We start from the raw sequence: 20,571 nt of genomic DNA, 5'->3' as shown, positions 1-20,571 counted from the left end.
CGTGGATGCCCGGGTCAAGCCCGGGCATGACGAAAGAGAGAGTGATGCGCTAATCATGACACGGCCTTGCGGAGCGGGGTCACCTTGAGGTGGTCCTGGTGGTCGCCAATGGCCTTGGCGATGAAGCGGGCAGTGATCGGCGTACCGTCGTAATGCACGATCGGCACCAGACGGACGGGATCGATGCCGTTCTCGTTCACGATGAGCTGCCGCAGCTGGCTGTCGCGGTTCTGCTCGACGACGTAGACGAAGTCGTGCTCGGCGAGGAAGCTCGCCACGCTCGAGTGGAACGGGAACGCGCGGATGCGCAGGCGGTCGAGCTGATGCCCGCGCGCCTCCAGCAGACCGATCGCCTCGTCCATCGCCGGCGAGGTCGAGCCGAAATAGATCACTCCATATTTGGTCGGCCGTTCCGCATTGGCCTGCAGCGGCCGCGGCACCAGGTCCTGAGCGGTCTCGAACTTGCGCACCAGGCGCTGCATGTTGTCGGCGTAGACGGTGCCTTCCTCGGAATAGCGCGCATAGCGGTCGCGCGACGTGCCGCGGGTGAAATAGGAGCCCTTGGTCGGATGCGTGCCGGGATAGGTGCGGTAGGGAATGCCGTCGCCGTCGACGTCGAGATAGCGGCCGAAGTCGCGGCCCTCCTCCAGCATCTCCGCCGTCATCACCTTGCCGCGGTCATATTGCCTTGCATCGTCCCACTTCAGCGGGCGGCAGAGCCTGTGGTTCATGCCGATGTCGAGGTCGAGCATCAGGAAGATCGTGGTTTGCAGCCGCTCGGCGAGATCGAACGCGGCCGCCGCGAACTCGAAGGCCTCGGCGGGGTCTTCCGGGAACAGCAGCACATGCTTGGTGTCGCCGTGCGAGGCATAGGCGCAGGCGATGATGTCACATTGCTGGGTGCGGGTCGGCATGCCCGTGGAGGGGCCGGCGCGCTGGATGTTCATGATCACGGCCGGGATCTCGGCAAAGTAGGAGAGGCCGATGAACTCTGTCATCAGCGAGATGCCGGGGCCGGAGGTCGCCGTGAAGGCGCGGGCGCCGTTCCAGGACGCGCCGATCACGATGCCGATCGAAGCCAGCTCGTCCTCGCCTTGCACGATCGCGTATTTCGCCTTGCCGGTCTCAGGATCGTGCCGGTACTTCTTGCAATGGGCGGTGAAGGCTTCGGCGACTGACGAGGACGGCGTGATCGGATACCACGCGCACACGGTGGCCCCGCCATAGACGGCGCCGAGCGCGGCGGCGCTGTTGCCTTCGATGAAGATACGGTCGCCGACCTTGTCGGACTTCTTCACGCGCAGCCCGATCGGGCATTTCAGGTTCTGCAAGGCCCAATCGCGGCCGAGATGCAGCGCATGGACGTTGGAGGACAGCAGCTTCTCCTTGCCCTTGTACTGCTCGCCGATCAGCTGCTCGATCAGCTTCGGATCCATGTCGAGTAGCGCCGAGAGCGCACCGAGATAGATGATGTTCTTGAACAGCTGGCGCTGGCGCGGATCGGTGTAGGTCGAGTTGGTGATCGCGGTCAGCGGCACGCCGATCACGGTGATGTCGTCGCGGAATTTGGTCGACGGCATCGGCTTGGTGGAATCGTAGAACAGGTAGCCGCCGGGCTCGATGCCGGCGACGTCCTTGTCCCACGTCTGCGGATTCATCGCCACCATCATGTCGACGCCGCCGCGTGCGCCGAGATGGCCGGCTTCCGTCACGCGCACCTCGTACCAGGTCGGCAGGCCCTGGATGTTGGAGGGGAAGATGTTGCGTGGGCTGACAGGCACGCCGTGGCGCAGGATCGCGCGCGCGAACATCTCGTTGGCGCTGGCCGAGCCCGAGCCGTTGACGTTGGCGAAGCGGACGACGAAGTCGTTTACGCTGCTGATCGGCTTTTTGTCGGACATGTCGAACCTGCGTGGGTCATCTCGATGAAATATTTCTGCATGTCCCAGGCGCCGGTGGGACAGCGCTCGGCGCACAGCCCGCAATGCAGGCAGACATCCTCGTCCTTCACCATCACCCGCCCGGTCTTCAGGTCCGAGGAGACGTAGAGGTCCTGGTCCGGATGCGCGGAGGGCGCCTTCAGGCGCTGGCGCAGATCGCTTTCCTCGCCGTTAGCGGTGAAGGTGATGCAATCCATCGGACAGATGTCGGCGCAGGCGTCGCACTCGATGCAGAGCGAGGTCGAGAACACGGTCTGCACGTCGCAGTTCAGGCAGCGATGGGCTTCGCCGAGCGCCAGCTTGACGTCATAGCCGAGCTCGACCTCGGCGCGGATGTCCTTCAGCGCAACGACCTTGTCGCGATGCGGCACCTTGTAGCGCTTGTCGGGCGAGATGTCGTTGTCATAGCTCCATTCGTGGATGCCCATCTTCTGCGAGGAGATTTGCACCTCCGGCAGCGGGCGCTCGTCGACCGCTTCGCCCGAGAGCATCTTGTGGATCGACAGCGCGGCGTCATGGCCGTGCGCGACCGCCCAGATGATGTTCTTCGGGCCGAACGCGGCATCGCCGCCGAAGAACACTTTCGGATTGGTCGAGGCGAAGGTCTTCGGATCGACCTTCGGCATGTGCCATTTGTCGAACTCGATGCCGCAATCCTGCTCGATCCAGGGGAAGGCGTTCTCCTGACCGACCGCGACCAGCACGTCGTCGCAGGGAATGGTCTGATCGGGATCGCCCGAAGGCACGAGGTTGCGGCGGCCTTTGGCGTCGTATTCGGCTTTGACGTGCTGGAAGGTGACGCCGATCAGCTTGCCGGCGACATGCTTGAAGGCCACCGGGACCATGTAGTTGAGGATCGGGATATCCTCGTGGATCGCGTCCTCCTTCTCCCACGGCGAGGCCTTCATCTCGTCGAAGCCGGAACGCACGACCACGGTGACTTTCTCGCCGCCGAGCCGGCGTGCGGTGCGGCAGCAATCCATCGCGGTGTTGCCGCCGCCGAGCACGATGACGCGCTTGCCTATCTTGTCGACATGGCCGAATGACACGTTGGCCAGCCATTCGATGCCGATATGGATGTTGGCGGCGGCCTCTTTCCGGCCGGGAAGCTCGAGCTCGCGGCCGCGCGGCGCGCCGGAGCCGACGAAGATGGCGTCGTATTTCTCGGCAAGCAGCGCCTTCATGCTGTCGATGCGGTGGCCGCCTTTGAACTCGACGCCGAGACCCAGGATGTAGCCGGTCTCCTCGTCGATCACGGAATTGGGCAGGCGGAATTTCGGGATCTGGGTGCGCATCATGCCGCCGGCTTCCGGGTCGGCATCGAACACGGTGCAGTGATAGCCGAGCGGCGCGAGATCGCGTGCCACCGTCAGCGAAGCGGGACCGCCGCCGACCAGCGCGACGCGCTTGCCGTTCTTCGGCCCGGGCTTCGGCAGCCGCTGCCTGATGTCGTCCTTGAAATCCGCCGCAACACGCTTGAGGCGGCAGATCGCGACAGGATTTTCCTCCACGCGTCCGCGCCGGCACGCCGGCTCGCAGGGACGATCGCAGGTGCGTCCCAGAATGCCGGGAAACACGTTCGACTTCCAATTGATCATGTAGGCATCGCTGTAGCGGCCTTGGGCGATCAGTCGGATGTATTCGGGAACCGGGGTGTGCGCAGGACAGGCCCATTGGCAATCGACCACTTTGTGAAAGTAGTCGGGGGCCGCGATGTCGGTCGGTTTCATTCCTACCCTGTCCGCGCGAGCCCGAAGACCCCGCGGCCTTTTTTGTTAGAGCTTGGCGAGCGCTTAACGCGCTTCGATCTGGTTTCTGAATGACGTCATTGGGTTAGCTTATTAGAACCGTTCCGAAGTACAACGGCAAATTTGCGCGCGTCACCGCTTTCATGGGAGCTACGCGTGCACGGCATTAACGCGCGGCGCACGAGACGCGTGCGGTGCAATATGCTGCGATGCGGGTGCCGTTCAGCCGCGCGCGATATCGCTCTTGGCGAGGTCCCACATCAGGCAGTAGGTGCCGACGGAGATGGGGAGCGGGAAGGGCGCCGCAGCCGGGCCGGTGAAGCGCTCGGCGATGACGGCGGAGACCGCATTGACATGCGTGCCGTCGATCAGCACGAACCAGTCTCGCGCGCCCTCGTTGCGCACCGCCGGAATTCCCGCCGTTGCGCCCGACAATTCCGGCTCGCTTTCGAGCAGGTGCATCGAGATGATGCCGTCGCGGTCTTGCGGCGCCAGCTTTTCTTGCAGCGCATCACGCCACGCACCGGCGTTGTCGGGCGTCGGCCGCAGCCGCACCAGGCCGAGCGACGTGCCGCGGCCAGTACCCTTGCTGATCGTGATGCGCGCGACCACGCGCAGCATGTCCCGGAAGCGCGCCATGGATCGCCGCGACCATTCGGTCTGGTCGGCGAGCCGCGCCCGGTAGGCGGGGCTGTCGAGCACGCCGAGCGTTTCGGTCGAGTACAGCGAGAGATATTTGGGGTTGGCGGCATGCGCGACATAGCGCCGCGCTTCGAGAAATCCGTCGATTGCGACGCGCTCTTCCAGATGCTCGCGATCGTACCAGCGGTTGAAATCGGCCTCGTCCGAAGCGTCGATGTTCATCGACGTCAGCAGCATGCCCTTTCCGGCGAGCGGCATTCTTCTTGTCCTCTCATCGCCCGATCTTCGACGCAAGGTCCGCGATCGACTTCATGACCGCGTCCCTCACGCCGCCATCATAGAGCGAATGCCCGGCTTCTTCCACGATGCGAAGCTCGGAACCGGGCCATACTTTCGCAAGGGCCTGCGCTGTCGCGGGAGGACACAACAGATCATAGCGCCCCTGCACGATTATGCCGGGAATGCCTTCGAGCCGGCCCGCGTTCCGCAGCAGCTGGTCCTCGTTCATGAAGCTGTCGTTGATGAAATAATGCGCTTCCATGAACGGCGTCGCCGGCAATGTGCGCCAGACGTTCAGCGCGGCGAGATCGAGCCGCGTCCTGGCCGGCTTGTGCTCGGACAAGGTGCGCTCGGTGTCGTGCCAGGCCTTCGCCGCCGGGCCATGCACGGCAGGGTCGGCATCGAGGATGCGGCGCCAAAAGGCCTCCACCGGCTGCGCCCGCTCTTCGGGCGGCAGCACGCTGAGGAAATCCTCGTACAGCGCCGGATGGAATTGCGACAGGCGCGAGGTGAAGGCCGTCTCGACCTCGGCTCGCGTGCCGAGAAACGTCGCGCGCAGCGCAATGCCCGAGACGCGCTCGGGATGCACCTCGGCATAAGCCAGCGCCAGCGTCGCGCCCCAGGAGCCGCCGACCACCATCCAGCGTTCGAAGCCGAACTTTTCGCGGATCGTTTCCATGTCCGCGATCAGATGCTGTGTGGTGTTGTGCTCGCGCGATCCCTTGGGCCGGCTGCGGCCGCAGCCGCGCTGGTCGAACAGCACGGCGCAGAAGCGGTCGGGATCGAACAGCCGGCGATGGTCGGGCTGGCAGCCGCTGCCGGGCCCGCCATGCAGGTAGACCGCGGGGATGCCGTCGGCGCGGCCGACGCTCTCGACATAGAGCTCATGGCCGTCGCCGACATCGAGCATGTCGGAGGTCAGCGGCGCAAAGGGATCGGCACGTTTGGTGGAAGCGGCCGCGTCGGCGTCAGGTCCCATTCTCGGATTCCAGGGTGCCGCCGGCAAAGTTGCGATAGAGGAAGCGGCTGGTCTCGCCCTCGGCCTCGGCTTCCGCCTGCTTGAAGATGGTCTCGTGCAGCGGCGACAGCGCGCAGGCCGGATCGGTGTTGGCGGCATCGCCGGTCAGCGCGAAGGCCTGGCAGCGGCAGCCGCCGAAATCGATCTCGCGGAACTCGCAAGTCTTGCACGGCTCCTTCATCCAGCCGGTGCCGCGATAGCGGTTGAAGGCGTCCGAGTTCTGCCAGATCCAGGCGATCGAATGGTTGGAGCGCACGGATTCGAATTCGAGCCCCGTGATGCTCTCGGCGGCGTGGCAGGGCAGCACCTTGCCGGCGGGCGAGATGTTGAAGAACTGCCGGCCCCAGCCGCCCATGCACTTCTTCGGCCGCAGCGCGTAATAATCCGGCACGACATAGTCGATCGTCAGCCGGCCCTTCAGCCGCTCCCGTGCCTCCTCGACGATTTCAGTGCATTCCTCTAACTGCGCCACGGTCGGCATCAGCGCGGCCCGGTTCTTCAGCGCCCAGCCGTAATATTGCACATTGGCGACCTCGAGCCGGTCGGCATCGAGATCGAGCGCCATCTGGATGATGTCAGGGAGCTGGTGCAGGTTCTGCCGGTGCATCACCGCGTTCACGGTGAGCGGCAGGTCGAGCTCGCGCGTCCATTTCGCGACCTCGAGCTTCTTGCGATGACCGCCCTTGTAGCCGGCAACGCGATCGGCGAGGCCTTCCTCGATGCCCTGGAAAGAGATCTGCACATGGCAGAGCCCGGCGTCGGCGAGATCGCTGAGCTTCTCGCGCGTCAGCAGCACGGCCGAGGTGATCAGGTTGGTATAGAGCCCGGCGTCGCTGGCATGCTTGACCAGCTCGACCAGATCTTTCCGCGCCGTCGGCTCGCCGCCGGAGAAGTGCACCTGGAGCACGCCGATCTCGGCGAGCTCGCTCAGCACCTTCTTCCATTCCTCGGTCGTCAGCTCCTTGCCGGAGCGGTCGAGCTCGACCGGGTTGGAGCAATAGGGACATTGCAGCGGGCAGCGGTGAGTGATCTCGAGCAGCACGGCGAGCGGGATGCCGAACGTCTCCGCTGTCGAGCGCTGCTTTTCCAGCACCGCGAGGCTGTCGCTGGGCGGGATGGTCACGTCGCTCATGACGTCTTCTCCCTGATCTCGGTGAGAAAGCCCTTGTCGGCGAGATCCTGCAACATGGCGATGACGTCGGTCAGGATCGCCTCGCGCGGCGCTGCGTACTTTGTGGCGAGCTGATCGGCGACCTCGCCGACATTGCGCTCGCCGTTGCAGAGTTGCAAGACCTCGACCGCAATCTCGTCCGGCGCTAGCACCCGCTCCGGCGCCAGGATCACCCAGACCTTGCGCGTCTCGTCATATTTCAGCTTGGCATGCCGCGGCAGCACGGGGCGACTCGCCTCGCTGACGCTGATGTTCCGCGGCCCGGCCATTGCTTTAATCCTCAGCTCGCTTTGGGCACGAACGCGCCCGGCGGAATGTGGCCCTCGACATAGGCATGCTGGAGCGCGTCCAGCTGCACCCACAGCACGTTGGTCTTGAAGATCAGCGCGTTGCAGACCTGCGCGCGCTGCTCCGGCGTCGTGGCGTGCCTCTTGACATAATCGAGCGCGAAATTGGCGTCGCGCGGCGCCTGGGTCAGGCGGCGCTTGAAGTAGCTCATGATATCGGGGTTGACGAAGTCGTAGTGCTCCAGCATGCCCGAGATGCGTTCTTCATGCAGGTTCGGCGCGAACAGCTCGGTGAGCGAGGAGGCGATCGCCTCCAGCGGGCTTTTTTCGCGGCAGAAGTGCACATAGGCTTCCACCGCGAAGCGCGTCGCCGGCAAGATGCCTTCGGTGGATTCGACGTAAGCGGTGTCGAGCCCGAGCCCTTCGGTCAGCTTGATCCAGCGCTCGATGCCGCCCTCGCTGCCGACATCGCCGTCATGGTCCTCGATGCGATGGCGCCATTCCAGGCGGGTGGCGCGGTCGCGGAAGCGGGAGATCACCACCGCGTCCTTGATCGGAATCGTGCTCTGGTAATAGTAGCGGTTGAGCGCCCAGGCCTGCACCTGGCCCTTGTTCAGCTTGCCGCCATGCAGCAGCTTATGGAACGGATGCAGGCTGTGATAGCGCGTGGCGCCGATGTGGCGCAGCGCCGCCTCGAGCTGCTCAGCCGAGTTGAGCTTCAAGTCCTTGCCGATCGAGAGCGCGGTCATTCCAGTCAGTGATGCGGCGTTCACAGCACGATCTCCGTTCCGTCCGCGGGTATCTGCCAGCCCGCCTGCTCAGCGGCTTTGCGCTCGGGCGAGCCGGGGAGCAGCGCCGGATTCGAGTTATTGATATGCAGAAACAGCTTCCTGTCGATATTGAGGTCGGCCAGCCGCGCGATGGCGCCGTCCTCGCCGGACATGGCGACATGGCCCATGCTCTTGCCGGTCTTGTGGCCGAGGCCGGCCCTGATCATCTCGTCGTCGCGCCAGACCGTGCCGTCGAAGAACACCAGTGAAGCGCCGTCGATCTCGGCCTTGAGCGCGTCGGTCACTTCGGCGCAGGCCGCGATGAAGTAGAAGAACTTGCCGGTGGCCTTGTCGGTGATCTTCAGGCCCAGCGTGTCGCCGTCGCCGCTCTCGCCGCCCGGATGCGCTTTGCCTTCGAGATACCAGGCCGACTTCCCCGGCACGGCGAAGGGCAGCACCTCGAGCCCCGAGCGCGTGCCGTCGGGCAGCCGCGGCTCGAACGGCTCCCGGATCGCAATCGGCTGGCGCCGCACGTTCTTCTCGTTCAGCACGTTGAAGATGCTGTTGGAGCTGAGGATCGCCAGCACCTTCTCGTGCGCATAGACCGTGAAGGGCGAGCCCTCGCGCATCGATAAGAGGCCGGCTACGGCATCGACTTCGCTGTTGGTCAAGATCACGCCCGCAATCGGCGTGTGGCGCAGCGCGCCCGCCTTGGGGTGCAGCTGCGGCGTGGCATTCAATTGCTGGCGAAGATCGGGGGAGGCGTTGATCAGGAACCAGTGCTCGCCGTCGCCGCTGAAGGCCACAGAAGCCTGGGTTCGAAAGAGCTCATGTCCCTTCGCACGAGCCGCGCGGCAGCCTTCGCAGCCGCAATTCCACTGCGGAACTCCGCCGCCGGCCCCGGCGCCCAGGACGACGACGCGAAGCATGATCCGTCTCCTGGAGGCGAATTGGCGAGGTGGATCTCAGGCCGAGACAGTTTCGGACAAGGTTTCTGACTGTCGGAAACGTATCGTGACCGAAAGAACCACCTGCGCAGAACGCGTTTCCACCAGCCGCTTACTTGCGGGTGGCGCTCACATACATATTGATTTCCATGCCGCAGGGCACTTCGACGATCTTCGGGGCTTTCCAGGCCATTTGGCTCTCCATTTTCGCGAATTCGGACGTATCCGCCCATTGGACAAGTTAGTGCGGACGGCAAAGTTCGCCAGTGAAATTTTCCCGACCTAGGTAGTAGGCTGCGGGAATTGTTGCACTGCAAAGATGGCGTATTGCGGCCGCAAAGATGAGCGGATCAGATACGCAAAATTGCCGATAGGTCGTGATCCCTGTCGGGATAAACCAGTTGTGAGTATGGATCGGCTTCTCATCGGCGACAGACGACCCCATTGGATCAGGCATGCCCAGATATTTCTTCAACACCCGCATCGGCGACGAACTGATTGTGGATCCTGACGGCGAGGACCTGCGCAACCCCGATCGCGCCTGGGAGGTCGCGCGCCAGATGATCCTCGAGGTCGTGAAGTCGGAAGGAACCCAGCCGGCGCTGCTGGAGGCCGTCATCGAGGTCACCGACGCCGACGGCGAGATCGTGCTGGAGTTTCCCTTCACCGAGGCGCTGCTCGACATGCCGGACCAGTCCGCCACGAGGCATTAGCCGGACCAGTCCGCGAGGTGGCAAGAGAGGCCCACCACTCCCTCCACGTCATTGCGAGCGTAGCGAAGCAATCCAGAATCCCGCCCCGGAGGCAGCCTGGATTGCTTCGTCGCAAGGGCTCCTCGCAATGACGGAGAATGAGGCAGCACCCGGGCCAAACCCGCCCTCCACCCCCGCGAAATCCGCATGGCTTTGCCGCGTTCCCGGCGCTAAAAGACGCCGGTCATACGGAGCAAGCCATGCAAGATCTCTGGCGCCTGTCGGCCGCCGACCTCGCCGCCCTCGTCAGGTCTAAAAAAGTGTCCGCCAGGGAGGCCGCCAAGGCGGGTCTCGCGCGGCTCGATGCCGTCAATCCCCAGCTCAACGCGGTGATCGACCACCGGCCGGAGGACGTGCTCAAGCAGGCCGATGCCGTCGATGCCGCAATTGGGCGGGGCGAGGACCCCGGCGTCCTTGCCGGCGTGCCCGTCACCATCAAGGCCAATGTCGACCAGGAAGGCTTTGCCACCACCAACGGCCTCAAGCTGCAGCGCGACCTGATCGCGCGCGAGGACAATCCGGTGGTCGCCAATTTCCGGAAATCTGGCGCCATCCTGCTCGGCCGCACCAATTGCCCGGCCTTCTCCTATCGCTGGTTCACCACCAATCTCATCCACGGCGACACCAAGAACCCCCGGGATGCCTCGCTGACGCCCGGCGGCTCCTCCGGCGGCGCCGGCTCGGCGGTCGCGGCCGGCATCGGCCACATCGCGCACGGCACCGATATCGCCGGCTCGATCCGTTATCCCGCCTATGCCTGCGGCGTGCACGGTCTGCGCCCAACGCTTGGCCGCATTCCCGCCTTCAACCCGGCGCTGCCGGAGCGCCCGATCGGACCGCAGATCATGGCGGTGTCGGGCCCGCTGGCGCGCACGGTCAACGATTTGCGCATCTCGCTCGAAGCCATGTCGGCCCGCGACATCCGCGATCCCTGGTTCGTGCCGGTGCCGCGGCAGGGCCCGGCGCGGGACAAGCGCGCCGCGCTCTGCCTCAATCCGGGCGGCCTTGCCACCGCGCCGGAGGTGAAGGCCGCGGTGAGCGATGCCGGCAAGCGGTTGGAGCGCGCGGGCTGGACCGTCGATGTGATCGAGGACACGCCGCCGATGCGCGAGGCGGTCGAGTGGCAGATCAAGCTCTGGCTCGGCGACGGCTATGAGGCGCAGCTGGAGATGGCCGAGCGCGAGGGCGATCCCGGCGCACTGGCCTGCCTGCGCGGCAACCGCGCCAGGGTCACGCCGATGGATCAGGCCAATTACGCCAGGGCGCTGACCCGACGCGCCACGCTGACGCGCGACTGGATGCTGTTCTTCGAAAAATACGCCGTGCTGCTGACGCCGGTCTCCGGCGAATTGCCGTTCCCCGACCATCTCGACCGCAAGGACGAGGACTCCTTCAAGCGGGTCTGGGAAGCGCAGCTGCCGCAGATCGCGATTCCCTTCATGGGACTGCCGGGCCTCGTCGTCTCCACCGGTCTCGTCGGCAAGGCGCCGGTCGGCGTGCACATCGTCTCCGGCCGCTATCGCGAGGATCTGTGCCTGCTCGCGGGCGAGGCGATCGAGGCCGGCGGCGTGCCACCGTCGCCGATCGATCCCGTGGGCTAGCGATGACCGCCATCTACGACTTCAAGGCCAACTCGCTGGCCGGCGAGGAGGTCGCCCTGCGGCGTTTCGAGGGGCAGGTGCTGTTGATCGTCAACACAGCGAGCAAATGCGGCTTCACGCCGCAATATCGCGGCCTCGAGGATCTCCATCGCGACCTCTCGCCGCGCGGCTTCTCGGTGCTCGGCTTTCCCTGCAACCAGTTCGGCGCGCAGGAGCCGGGGCAGGCGAGCGAGATCCAGGAATTCTGCTCGACCCATTACGACGTCACCTTTCCCCTGTTCGAGAAGATCGACGTCAACGGGCCGAAGGCACATCCTCTGTACGAGTACCTGAAACGCCAGCAATCCGGGCTTCTCGGCGCCGCCATCAAATGGAATTTCACCAAATTCCTGGTGAACCGTGAGGGCCGCGTGGTCGCGCGCTATGCGCCGACCGCGCGGCCCGAAGGATTGCGCAATCAAATCGAAACACTGTTGTGAGCGAGACAATCATGAGCGACGAATTTCCGGACCGCCTGTCGGTCGACCCGAACAGCCCCTATTACAACGCGGAGATCCTGTCGCGCGACGTCGGCATCCGCTTCAAGGGCATCGAGAAGACCAATGTCGAGGAGTACTGCATCAGCGAAGGCTGGGTCCGCGTCACCGCAGGGAACGCCAAGGACCGCCACGGCAACCCGCTGACCATCAAGGTGCACGGTCCGGTGGAGCCGTATTTCCGGGATAAGAAGTGACGGCGAAGCCGTCATTCCGGGATAAGACATAGTCTCGTATTTCGCCCACACTCTGTCGTCATGCCCGGGCTTGACCCGGGCATCCACGTCTTCAGACTTGCTCCGTGGCAAAGACGTGGATGGCCGGGTCAAGCCCGGCCATGACGAGCGGAGAGATCCAGCCAGGAAAATCGCCCATGTCCGTCCGCATCGTCGACGTCCGCGAAATTACAAAACCGATCTCTTCGCCGATCCGCAACGCCTATATCGACTTCACGAAGATGACGACCAGCCTCGTCGCCGTCGTCACCGATGTGGTGCGTGACGGCAAGCGGGTCGTCGGCTACGGCTTCAACTCCAACGGCCGCTACGGGCAGGGCGGTCTGATCCGCGAGCGCTTTGCCGCGCGCATCACGGAAGCTGATCCGAAGTCGCTGCTCAACGCAGCCGGCGACAATCTCGACCCCGACAAGGTCTGGGCCGCGATGATGACCAACGAGAAGCCGGGCGGCCACGGCGAGCGCTCGGTCGCGGTCGGTACCATCGACATGGCGGTGTGGGACGCGGTGGCGAAGATCGCCGGCAAGCCGCTGTTCCGCTTGCTCGCCGAGCGTCACGGCGTCAAAGCCAATCCGCGCGTGTTCGTCTATGCCGCCGGCGGCTACTATTATCCCGGCAAGGATCTCTCGATGCTGCGGGCTGAGATGCGCGGCTATCTCGACCGCGGCTACAACGTCGTCAAGATGAAGATCGGCGGCGCTGATATCGACGAGGACCGCAGGCGCATCGAGGCGGTGCTGAAGGAGATCGGCAAGGACGCCCAGCTCGCCGTCGACGCCAACGGCCGCTTCAACCTGGAGACCGCCATCGCCTACGCCAAGATGCTGCGGGACTATCCGTTGTTCTGGTACGAGGAAGCCGGCGATCCGCTCGACTACGCGCTGCAGGCTGCGCTCGCGGAGTTCTATCCCGGCCCGATGGCGACCGGCGAGAACCTGTTCAGCCATCATGACGCCCGCAATCTGATCCGCTACGGCGGCATGCGCCCCGATCGCGACTGGCTGCAGTTCGATTGCGCGCTGTCCTATGGCCTGTGCGAATACCAGCGCACGCTGGAGGTGCTGAAGACCCACGGCTGGTCGCCGAGCCGCTGCATCCCGCATGGCGGCCACCAGATGTCGCTCAACATCGCCGCCGGCCTCGGCTTGGGCGGAAACGAAAGCTATCCCGACCTGTTCCAGCCCTATGGCGGCTTCCCCGACGGCGTGCGCGTCGAGAACGGCCACATCACCATGCCCGAGCTTGCAGGCATCGGCTTCGAAGGCAAGTCGGATCTCTACAAGGAAATGAAGGCGCTGGCCGAGTAGGCGCGCGCTTCGGAGTTCGAGGCGAGACGGCCGCGCTAACAACGGTGTCGTCCCCGCGAAGGCGGGGACCCATAACCCCAGGGAGGAGTCGTTTCGCGAAGCTAATAACTCCGAGTCCCCGTAACCACGAGCTCCTGTGGTTATGGGTCCCGGATCTGCGCTTCGCTCGAGACAACGCTACGCGTTGTCGGGAGCTGCGCTTGTCCGGGACGACGACCGAGTGTGTCGTTACGACAACCGCATATCCAGCAGCCTTCGCCCCTCGCCCTTCAGCAGCTTCTTCACCGCGCTCGACGCCACGACCTCGCCGTCATTGGCGTAGGCCTCGTGGTTCTTCTCGATGTCGTCGAGGCGGTAGAGGTAGTTGACCATGACGCCGGCGGACTCGCGCATTCCCTTGGGCGAGAGGTCGCCGAGCCAGTTGATGCGCTCCAGCCGGGCGCCGTTGCCGAGATGGAAGCGGGCGACGGAATCGATCAGCTTGCCCTTTGGCGTGCGCGCCTTGAGAAAATAGTGCGCCGCGAGCGGCTCCAGCACGGCGCGGAGCAGCGCCGCCGTCTCCGGGCTCTCGAACCATCTGGGATCGTCGAGGCGCCTCAGCACCTCGCGGTCCTCGTCCGACAGCGGCAGATCCTTGTCCTGCTTCACCCAGGCCATGAAGCCCGGCACCGGCGACAGCGTGACGAAGGTGTCGAGCTTCGGCAGCTCGCGGCGCAGCTCTTCCACCACCTGCTTGATCAGGAAGCTGCCGAAGGAGATGCCGCCCAGGCCGCGCTGGGTGTTGGAGATCGAATAGAACACGGCGGTGCGCGCGCGCTCGATCGGCAGGTGCTGGCGGTCGACCGCGAGCAGGGGCTGGATCGCGCCGGGGATCGTCTCGGTCAGCGCCACCTCGACGAAGATCAAGGGCTCGTCCACCATCGCAGGATGGAAGAAGGCGTAGCAGCGCCGGTCGACCGGATCGATGCGGCGGCGCAGATCGTCCCAGTCCGAGATCTCGTGCACGGCCTCATAACGGATGATCTTTTCGAGGATGTTGGCCGGGGTCGACCAGTCGATCCTGCGCAGCACGAGAAACCCCCTGTTGAACCACGAAGAGAGAAGATGCGAGACGTCGCGGTCGAGCGCGGCGAGATCGGTGCGCCCGTTCATCATACCGAGCAGATCGGCGCGCATGTTGACGAGATCGCCGGTACCGCCGGGTGCGCGGTTGAGCCGCCGGATCAGCTCCTGCCGGCGCGGCTCTGAGGCGAAGTGCAGCGAGCTTGCGTCCTCGTCGCTGGGCGCGGCCCGCCATGTCTCGATCGCCTTGGACAGGCGCTCCCGGTCGGGACCGAAATCGCGCACCAAGCCCTCGAAGAAGGCGCGGCGTCCGGCCGCGTCCAGCTCCCCGTAGATGTCGAGCACCTCGCGCGCCATCGCGGTGCCCGAGGCTTCGCCCCGGCCCGACAGCAGCGCATCGCAGAGCTCGAGCAGTCCGTCGGCATCATGCTTGGTATCGGCGGCGTCTCCCCGGCGAAGCAACGTGCGGCCGCGCTCGGAGATGGTGGCAAGCAGGTCGGAGAAGAAGGCGTTGGCCATCGGGGCTTTCGTATCAGGTCTGTGCGATGCGGCAAGCTTACACGGGATTTGGGTGCAAGCCGATCACAATCAAGCAGGCGAATGCGGCATCTTTCGTCGGGCCGTGCGTTTGGAGAATGAGGGCATGCCGGAACGGGTCGATGATATGCCGGGCAGTGCTCATTCCAAAACGCGCTGTCATGCCCCGGCTTGACCGGGGCATCCAGTACCCCGCAGCTTCTCGATTCTAGCCGAGCCGTCTCGGCGTACTGGGTCGCCCGGTCAAGCCGGGCGACGACACCGCGTGTGTTGCAAACTCCGTCGGCGTCCGACCCGTCACCTGGCGGAACGCGGCCGAGAACGCCGGCACGCTGGCATAGCCGAGCTGGGTCGCGAGCTGCTTCACCGAGACATTCGCATCCGTCGATAACCGCTCGATCGCCGCCGCAATCCTCGCGCGCTGGCACCAGCTCTTGAAGCTCAGCTGCGTCTCGCTCGAAAACAGCCGCGACAGCGTACGCCCGGAGGTTCCCACCTCGCGCGCTAGCGTGTCGATGTCGTGCAGGCCGGTGGGATCGTCGAGCACGATCATCGCGGCGCGGCGGCAGCGCGCCTCGCGCGGCAGCGGCACGAAAGTCGCGGAATCCTCGGCCCGGTGCAATTCAAGCATCACCAGGCGCACCAGGAGCTCGGTGCGTTCCTCGGTGTTGCGCCCGTCGAACAGCGCGAGGATCGCCTGATTGAGCAACGGCGACACCCGCACCACGAATTCCCTCGTCAGACCGTCATAGCGCTGCTCGCGCTTCAGCCAGGACAGGTCGAAATACAGCGTGCGCATCTCGATGTCGGCGAGCAGGTCAATGGCATGCTCGAGCCCGGCCGGCACCCAGACCGCGCGGTCCGGCGGCACCAGCCAGCGTCCGGCGGGCGTCGTCACCTGCATCGTGCCCTTTGCCGCATAGATCAGCTGCGACTCGCGGTGCATGTGCAGATCGATCCGCATCCCCTTGGGATAGTCGCGGGCGACCAGGTGCACGCCCGCGGGCGAGCGGTGGTTGCTCCGGACCTCCCGCAGCATTGGCGTTTCCAAGATTGGCCTTTCCACGACAGTCATTGGCAGCATCTCGTCATCGGGAGGACATATAACTCATTTCGGAGCAGGAGAGGATTCGGAATGAACAGCCCCAGCCGGGTCATCGGTTTCGTCAACGCAGGTCATTTCATCGACCATTATTCGATGCTGATCTTCGCAGCCGCCGTCATCATCATGGGTCCGGCGCTCGGCATGGCCTATTCGGAACTCTTGCCCTACGCGACGCCGGGCTTCGTCGCCTTCGGCGCCGGCTCGCTGCTCACCGGCTGGCTGGGCGATCGGTGGAGCCGCCGCCACATGATGCTGATCTTCTTCGTCGGCATCGGCCTTTCGATGATCGCGGTCGGCTTCGTGCAGACCCCCGTGCAGCTCGGCGCCGCGCTGCTCGCGATCGGCATCTTCGCCTCGATCTATCACCCCGTCGGCACCGCCATGATCGTGTCTTACGCCGACCGGCTCGGCCGCGAGATGGGCATCAACGGCGTCTGGGGCAATCTCGGCGTGGCCTCGTCGGCGCTGGTCACAGGCGTGATCGGCCAATATCTCGGCTGGCGCTTTGCGTTCATCGTTCCCGGCGCGGTCACCGTCCTGATCGGCATCACCTTCGCGCTGACCATCGTGCACGAGGACCGCAAGGGCAGCAAGCAGGCCGCGGCGCAGGCGCGGGTGGCCAGGCAGGACATGTGGCGCGTGATCCTGGCGCTCCTGATCGTGGTGATCGCGATCTCCACGACCTTCAACGCCGTCACCGTGGCGCTGCCAAAGCTGTTCGCCGAACGGCTCGCGGACCTGACCAAAAGCCCGGCGCTGTTAGGTGTCATCGCCGCCGGCGTCTACGTGTTCGGCGCGATGACGCAGTACACGATCGGACGGCTGCTCGACCGCTATTCGCTGAAGACGGTGGCGCTGCCGCTGTCCTTCATGCTGGCGCCGTTCCTGTATCTCGCTGCGAGCCTGAACAATCTTCCGCTGATCCTGGTGTCGATCGGTATCGTCATGGGCGCGTTCGGGCAGGTCACGGTGAACGACGCCATGGTCGGCAAATACACGACGGAAGAGTGGCGTTCGCGCGCCTATGCCGTGCGCTATTTTGTCGGTTTCACCGCGGCCGGCGCCTCGGTCGGCCTCGTTGCCTGGCTCTACGAGCAGGGCGGCTTCGTCACCATGCTGCACGCCTTCGCCGCCCTTTGCCTGCTCGCCATCGCCGCCGCGCTGATCCTGCCGCGCGAGATCAGGACACCGCAGGCGGTGTGAGCCGAACTCTCTCCACCGTCATTGCGAGGAGCCCTTGCGACGAAGCAATCCAGACTGCCTCCGCGGAGGCGGTCTGGATTGCTTCGCTTCGCTCGCAATGACGGAGGATGAGGAGGCACCCTCGCCATGCCGCCTATGATGCCATTATGCCCCTGTTTTGCCCGACGGAGCAAGCCGGTTCGGTAAGACCGAAATTACGCCAACCTTTTCAACTCCATCCCTACTGTGCATGGGGTTGTTTTTCGCACTCTTTGTTTTGAGCGGACGAAAGGAAGCTAAGACTTCACCTCCGCCACCGCCTGCGGCTTCTTCTTCGACGCCCGCCAGTTCTCGAAGCGCTGCACCACCACAAAGAAGGCCGGCACGAACAGCACCGCAAGGCAGGTCGAGGCCAGCATGCCCGAGAACACCGTGATGCCGATCGACTTGCGCGCGCTGGCGCCGGCGCCGGTGGCGAGCACCAGCGGGACGACGCCGAGGATGAAGGCGAACGAGGTCATCAGGATCGGGCGGAAGCGGGCGCGCGCCGCCTCGATCGCGGATTCGATGATCGGCTTGCCGTCGCGGCCGTGCAGCTCGAGGCCGACCTCGACGATCAGGATGGCGTTCTTGGCCGAGAGCGCGATGAGCAGGATCAAGCCGATCTGGCAATAGAGGTTGTTGTCGATCTTGAGCGCGGAGAGGATCAGCATCGGTCCGAGCAGCGACAGCGGCACGGCGAGGATCACCGAGATCGGCGCGTACCAGCTCTCGTACTGGCCGGCGAGCACGAGATAGACCAGCAGCATGGCGAGCCCGAACACCCAGTAGATCTGGTTCGAGACCGCCTTCTCCTGATACGACATCGCGGTCCATTCATAGCCGGTGCCCGGCGGCAGCGTCTTGTCCGCGATCTCCTCCATCAGCTTCAGCGACTGGCCGGAGGAGTAGCCCTGCGCCGGTAGGCCGATCACGGTCGACGACGGATAGAGATTGTAGAGGCTGATCAGCGACGGCCCCGTGGCCGGCGTGATCTTGGCGACGGTGCCGAGCGGGATCATGTCGCCGTTCGAGTTGCGCACCTGCATGTTGGCGATGTCGCGCTCGGTGACGCGGAAGGCGGGATCGGCCTGGGTGTAGACCTGGAACACGCGGCCGAACTTGTTGAACTGGTTGACATAGGACGAGCCGAGATAGGTCGACAGCGCAGAGAACACTTGATCGGTGGTGACGTGCAGGGTCTGGGTCTTGATGCGGTCGATCTCGACGTTGAACTGCGGCACCGAGGAGCGGAACGAGGACTGCACGCGCTGCAGCGCGCTCTGGCTCTGTGCGTTGGACACCATCGCGCCGGTGATCGCCTGCAGCTTGGCGAAATCGCTGTTGCCGTCGCGCAGCTCGACCTGCATCGAGAAGCCGGCGGCGTTGCCGATGCCCTGGATCGGGGGCGGCGGCAACACGATGGTGCGCGCCTCCATGATATCAGCGAGCTTGTCGTTCAGGCCAAAGACCAGCGAGCGCAGATCCTCACCGGGCCCTTTGCGGGCGTCCCAATCCTTCAGGATGATGTAGGCGACACCGGCATTGGCGAGGCTGGCGCTGTTGTCGAGCGCGGAGATGCCCGCGATGGTGATGACCTGCGCCACGCCGGGCGTCTCCTTGATCAGCCCGCTTGCTTTGTCGAGCACGGCCTGCGTCCGCTCCAGCGCGGCGCCGTCGGGCAGCTGCACCGCGGCGATCAGATAGCCCTGGTCCTCGATCGGCAGGAAGCCGGTCGGCACCCGCGACAGGCCGTAGCCGCTGGCTGCGATGATCAGCAGCGCGAATGCGACCGAGATGGTGGCGTGCTTGACGAGAAACGTGATCAGCCGCGTGTAGCCGCGCTCGACGCGGTTGTAGACCGCATTGAAGCCCCGATAGAAGAAATTGCGTTGCTCCGGCGGCACCGCCGGCCGCAGCCACAGCGCGCATTGGGTCGGCTTCAAGGTCGCGGCGTTGATGGCGGAGAGCAGGGCGGTCGCGGCGATCACCAGCGCGAATTGCGAATAGATGCGCCCGGTCAGTCCTGCCAGGAACGAAGCCGGCAGGAATACCGAGATCAGCACCAGCGTGATGCCGACGATCGGCGCGAACAGCTGGTCCATCGCGCGGATCGCGGCGTCATGACCGTTCATGCCCTGCTCGATGTTGTGGGCGGCGCCCTCGACCACGACGATGGCGTCGTCGACCACGATGCCGATCGCAAGCACGATCGCGAACAGCGTCGACATGTTGATGGTGAAGCCGAGCGCCGCCATTGCCGCGAAGGCGCCGATGATGGTGACGGGCACGGTCGTCGCCGGCACCAGCATCGCGCGCCAGTCCTGCAGGAAGATGAGGATCACGACCAGCACCAGCAGGCCAGCCTCGATCAGGGTCATGTAGACCTCGTGCACCGAGGCCTCGACGAACTTGGTGGTGTCGAACGGCGTGTCGTACTTGATGCCTTCGGGGAAGCGCTTGGCGAGCTCCGCCATCTTCTTCTCGACGGCCTGTTCGACCTGGAGCGCGTTGGCGCCCGGCGATTGGAATACGCCGATGCCGACCGCGGGTTGCTTGTTGAGCGAGAAGATCTGGCTGTAGGTCTGCGCGCCGAGCTCGACCCAGCCGACGTCGCGCACCCGCGTGACGTCGCCGCTCGTGCCGGTCTTGACGATGATGTTCTCGAACTGGCCGGCATCGTCGAGCCGTCCGTTGACGTTGAGCGTGTACTGGAACGCCTGTCCCGGCGGCGTCGGCGGTGCGCCGACCTGGCCGGCGGCGACCTGCTGGCTCTGCTGCTGGATTGCCTGGATCACGTCCTGCGGCACCAGGCCGCGAACCTGCAGCTTGTTGGGATCGAGCCAGATCCGCATCGAGTATTGGCCGGCGCCGAATACGGTGACGTTGCCGACGCCGGGCAGGCGCGAGAGCTCGTCGCGGATGTTGATGGTGGCGTAGTTGCTCAAGTAGAGGCTGTCGTATCGCGAATCGGGCGAGGTCAGCGTCACGAACAACAGGATCGAGGTCGACCGCTTCTGTACGGTGACGCCCTGGTTCTGCACGGCTTGCGGCAATTGCGACAATGCGCTGGAGACGCGGTTCTGCACCAGCACCTGCGCGAAGTTGAGGTCGGTGCCGATCTTGAAGGTCACGGTCAGTGTGTAGGTGCCGTCGGAGCCGCTGTAGGACTGCATGTACAGCATGTCCTCAACGCCGTTGACCTGCTGCTCGATCGGCAGCGCCACGGTGTCGATCACGGTCTTGGCGCTGGCGCCGGGATAGCGCGTGGTGACCTGCACGGTCGGCGGCACCACGTCGGGGTATTGCGCAATGGCGAGATTGAACAGCGCAACGCCGCCGATCAGGATCATCAGGAGCGCGATGACGTTCGAGAGGACCGGCCGCTCGATGAAGAACTTTGAGATCATGG

The 20,571-nt window shown here is 64.8% G+C and carries 18 protein-coding genes; 6 read left to right on the top strand and 12 right to left on the bottom strand.

Translation table 11 applies throughout. The annotated features are described in order from the left end of the window. Positions 1-53 precede the first annotated feature (53 nt). The 9 genes from ABIA45_RS18450 to pqqA form a co-directional block, all read right to left on the bottom strand. Positions 54-1,901 carry a 2-oxoacid:acceptor oxidoreductase subunit alpha gene (locus tag ABIA45_RS18450; RefSeq protein WP_225123993.1) on the bottom strand — a complete coding sequence of 616 codons (1,848 nt, stop codon included), beginning with the start codon at positions 1,899-1,901 and terminating at the stop codon, positions 54-56. Then, positions 1,871-3,670 (bottom strand): FAD-dependent oxidoreductase, encoded by a 1,800-nt coding sequence (locus tag ABIA45_RS18445; protein WP_036007315.1) that lies wholly within the window; start codon positions 3,668-3,670, stop codon positions 1,871-1,873. Before ABIA45_RS18445 ends, ABIA45_RS18450 begins: the two co-directional genes overlap by 31 nt. A gap of 240 nt (positions 3,671-3,910) precedes the next feature. Further along, on the bottom strand, positions 3,911-4,588 hold the full coding sequence (locus ABIA45_RS18440; protein WP_275497052.1) for a DUF4286 family protein: 678 nt from the start codon (positions 4,586-4,588) through the stop codon (positions 3,911-3,913). Positions 4,589-4,601: 13 nt separating this feature from the next. Then, positions 4,602-5,588: a prolyl aminopeptidase gene (gene pip, locus ABIA45_RS18435; protein WP_404653098.1), complete on the bottom strand. Its 987-nt coding sequence runs from the start codon at positions 5,586-5,588 to the stop codon at positions 4,602-4,604. Further along, positions 5,578-6,759, bottom strand: a complete 1,182-nt coding sequence (pqqE, locus tag ABIA45_RS18430; protein ID WP_404653097.1) for a pyrroloquinoline quinone biosynthesis protein PqqE — start codon at positions 6,757-6,759, stop codon at positions 5,578-5,580. The genes pip and pqqE overlap by 11 nt, the downstream gene beginning before the upstream one ends. Further along, complete coding sequence (gene pqqD, locus ABIA45_RS18425) at positions 6,756-7,067, bottom strand: pyrroloquinoline quinone biosynthesis peptide chaperone PqqD (RefSeq protein ID WP_157281739.1); 312 nt, start codon at positions 7,065-7,067, stop codon at positions 6,756-6,758. Before pqqD ends, pqqE begins: the two co-directional genes overlap by 4 nt. An 11-nt stretch (positions 7,068-7,078) precedes the next feature. Next, on the bottom strand, positions 7,079-7,834 hold the full coding sequence (gene pqqC / locus ABIA45_RS18420; RefSeq protein WP_404655697.1) for a pyrroloquinoline-quinone synthase PqqC: 756 nt from the start codon (positions 7,832-7,834) through the stop codon (positions 7,079-7,081). Positions 7,835-7,854: 20 nt separating this feature from the next. Beyond that, complete coding sequence (pqqB, locus tag ABIA45_RS18415; protein ID WP_404653096.1) at positions 7,855-8,784, bottom strand: pyrroloquinoline quinone biosynthesis protein PqqB; 930 nt, start codon at positions 8,782-8,784, stop codon at positions 7,855-7,857. Positions 8,785-8,914: 130 nt separating this feature from the next. Further along, a complete protein-coding gene (pqqA, locus tag ABIA45_RS18410) occupies positions 8,915-8,995 on the bottom strand; it encodes a pyrroloquinoline quinone precursor peptide PqqA (RefSeq protein WP_007595659.1) in 81 nt (26 codons plus the stop codon). A 262-nt stretch (positions 8,996-9,257) separates the two neighbouring features. On the opposite strand from pqqA, the gene ABIA45_RS18405 reads away from it, so the two are divergent. From ABIA45_RS18405 to tarD, 5 genes are all read left to right on the top strand, one after another. After that, on the top strand, positions 9,258-9,515 hold the full coding sequence (locus ABIA45_RS18405; protein ID WP_036007354.1) for a DUF6894 family protein: 258 nt from the start codon (positions 9,258-9,260) through the stop codon (positions 9,513-9,515). A gap of 239 nt (positions 9,516-9,754) precedes the next feature. Further along, complete coding sequence (locus tag ABIA45_RS18400; RefSeq protein ID WP_404653094.1) at positions 9,755-11,155, top strand: amidase family protein; 1,401 nt, start codon at positions 9,755-9,757, stop codon at positions 11,153-11,155. Between the two features lie 2 nt (positions 11,156-11,157). Next, on the top strand, positions 11,158-11,634 hold the full coding sequence (locus tag ABIA45_RS18395) for a glutathione peroxidase (RefSeq protein WP_036007360.1): 477 nt from the start codon (positions 11,158-11,160) through the stop codon (positions 11,632-11,634). 11 nt (positions 11,635-11,645) lie between these two features. Next, complete coding sequence (locus ABIA45_RS18390) at positions 11,646-11,888, top strand: DUF3297 family protein (RefSeq protein ID WP_036007363.1); 243 nt, start codon at positions 11,646-11,648, stop codon at positions 11,886-11,888. Positions 11,889-12,064: 176 nt separating this feature from the next. Next, positions 12,065-13,234 (top strand): D(-)-tartrate dehydratase, encoded by a 1,170-nt coding sequence (gene tarD / locus ABIA45_RS18385; RefSeq protein WP_404653093.1) that lies wholly within the window; start codon positions 12,065-12,067, stop codon positions 13,232-13,234. A 228-nt stretch (positions 13,235-13,462) separates the two neighbouring features. Here the strand turns inward: tarD and ABIA45_RS18380 are convergent, their stop codons facing one another. Further along, positions 13,463-14,815: a malonyl-CoA decarboxylase gene (locus ABIA45_RS18380; RefSeq protein WP_271541929.1), complete on the bottom strand. Its 1,353-nt coding sequence runs from the start codon at positions 14,813-14,815 to the stop codon at positions 13,463-13,465. A 226-nt stretch (positions 14,816-15,041) separates the two neighbouring features. Continuing rightward, positions 15,042-15,917 carry an AraC family transcriptional regulator gene (locus ABIA45_RS18375; protein ID WP_404653092.1) on the bottom strand — a complete coding sequence of 292 codons (876 nt, stop codon included), beginning with the start codon at positions 15,915-15,917 and terminating at the stop codon, positions 15,042-15,044. 51 nt (positions 15,918-15,968) lie between these two features. Between ABIA45_RS18375 and ABIA45_RS18370 the strand changes: the two genes are divergently transcribed. Further along, on the top strand, positions 15,969-17,141 hold the full coding sequence (locus ABIA45_RS18370; protein ID WP_404653091.1) for an MFS transporter: 1,173 nt from the start codon (positions 15,969-15,971) through the stop codon (positions 17,139-17,141). A 275-nt stretch (positions 17,142-17,416) separates the two neighbouring features. Here ABIA45_RS18370 and ABIA45_RS18365 read toward each other — a convergent pair whose 3' ends face one another. Next, the gene (locus ABIA45_RS18365; RefSeq protein WP_404653090.1) at positions 17,417-20,569 is read right to left on the bottom strand and encodes an efflux RND transporter permease subunit; all 3,153 of its coding nucleotides are present in this window, start codon (positions 20,567-20,569) and stop codon (positions 17,417-17,419) included. Positions 20,570-20,571: the final 2 nt, after the last annotated feature.

Origin of the sequence: Bradyrhizobium sp. USDA 336 (genome assembly GCF_044908355.1) — a bacterium.
GTDB classification, from domain to species: domain Bacteria; phylum Pseudomonadota; class Alphaproteobacteria; order Rhizobiales; family Xanthobacteraceae; genus Bradyrhizobium; species Bradyrhizobium yuanmingense.
Note: the sequence above shows the minus strand (reverse complement) of the source record. Positions and strands in the feature narration are given on the sequence as shown.

Bases quoted from the DNA above. Each gene is read 5' to 3' on its own strand.
- ABIA45_RS18375 (WP_404653092.1), bottom strand. From the start codon at position 15,917: ATGCTGCCAATGACTGTCGTGGAAAGGCCAATCTTGGAAACGCCAATG.
- ABIA45_RS18445 (WP_036007315.1), bottom strand. From the start codon at position 3,670: ATGAAACCGACCGACATCGCGGCCCCCGACTACTTTCACAAAGTGGTC.
- ABIA45_RS18395 (WP_036007360.1), top strand. From the start codon at position 11,158: ATGACCGCCATCTACGACTTCAAGGCCAACTCGCTGGCCGGCGAGGAG.
- ABIA45_RS18450 (WP_225123993.1), bottom strand. From the start codon at position 1,901: ATGTCCGACAAAAAGCCGATCAGCAGCGTAAACGACTTCGTCGTCCGC.
- pip (WP_404653098.1), bottom strand. From the start codon at position 5,588: ATGGGACCTGACGCCGACGCGGCCGCTTCCACCAAACGTGCCGATCCC.
- pqqC (WP_404655697.1), bottom strand. From the start codon at position 7,834: ATGACCGCGCTCTCGATCGGCAAGGACTTGAAGCTCAACTCGGCTGAG.
- pqqE (WP_404653097.1), bottom strand. From the start codon at position 6,759: ATGAGCGACGTGACCATCCCGCCCAGCGACAGCCTCGCGGTGCTGGAA.
- pqqB (WP_404653096.1), bottom strand. From the start codon at position 8,784: ATGCTTCGCGTCGTCGTCCTGGGCGCCGGGGCCGGCGGCGGAGTTCCG.
- ABIA45_RS18370 (WP_404653091.1), top strand. From the start codon at position 15,969: ATGAACAGCCCCAGCCGGGTCATCGGTTTCGTCAACGCAGGTCATTTC.
- ABIA45_RS18390 (WP_036007363.1), top strand. From the start codon at position 11,646: ATGAGCGACGAATTTCCGGACCGCCTGTCGGTCGACCCGAACAGCCCC.
- pqqD (WP_157281739.1), bottom strand. From the start codon at position 7,067: ATGGCCGGGCCGCGGAACATCAGCGTCAGCGAGGCGAGTCGCCCCGTG.
- pqqA (WP_007595659.1), bottom strand. From the start codon at position 8,995: ATGGCCTGGAAAGCCCCGAAGATCGTCGAAGTGCCCTGCGGCATGGAA.
- tarD (WP_404653093.1), top strand. From the start codon at position 12,065: ATGTCCGTCCGCATCGTCGACGTCCGCGAAATTACAAAACCGATCTCT.
- ABIA45_RS18365 (WP_404653090.1), bottom strand. From the start codon at position 20,569: ATGATCTCAAAGTTCTTCATCGAGCGGCCGGTCCTCTCGAACGTCATC.
- ABIA45_RS18400 (WP_404653094.1), top strand. From the start codon at position 9,755: ATGCAAGATCTCTGGCGCCTGTCGGCCGCCGACCTCGCCGCCCTCGTC.
- ABIA45_RS18405 (WP_036007354.1), top strand. From the start codon at position 9,258: ATGCCCAGATATTTCTTCAACACCCGCATCGGCGACGAACTGATTGTG.
- ABIA45_RS18380 (WP_271541929.1), bottom strand. From the start codon at position 14,815: ATGGCCAACGCCTTCTTCTCCGACCTGCTTGCCACCATCTCCGAGCGC.
- ABIA45_RS18440 (WP_275497052.1), bottom strand. From the start codon at position 4,588: ATGCCGCTCGCCGGAAAGGGCATGCTGCTGACGTCGATGAACATCGAC.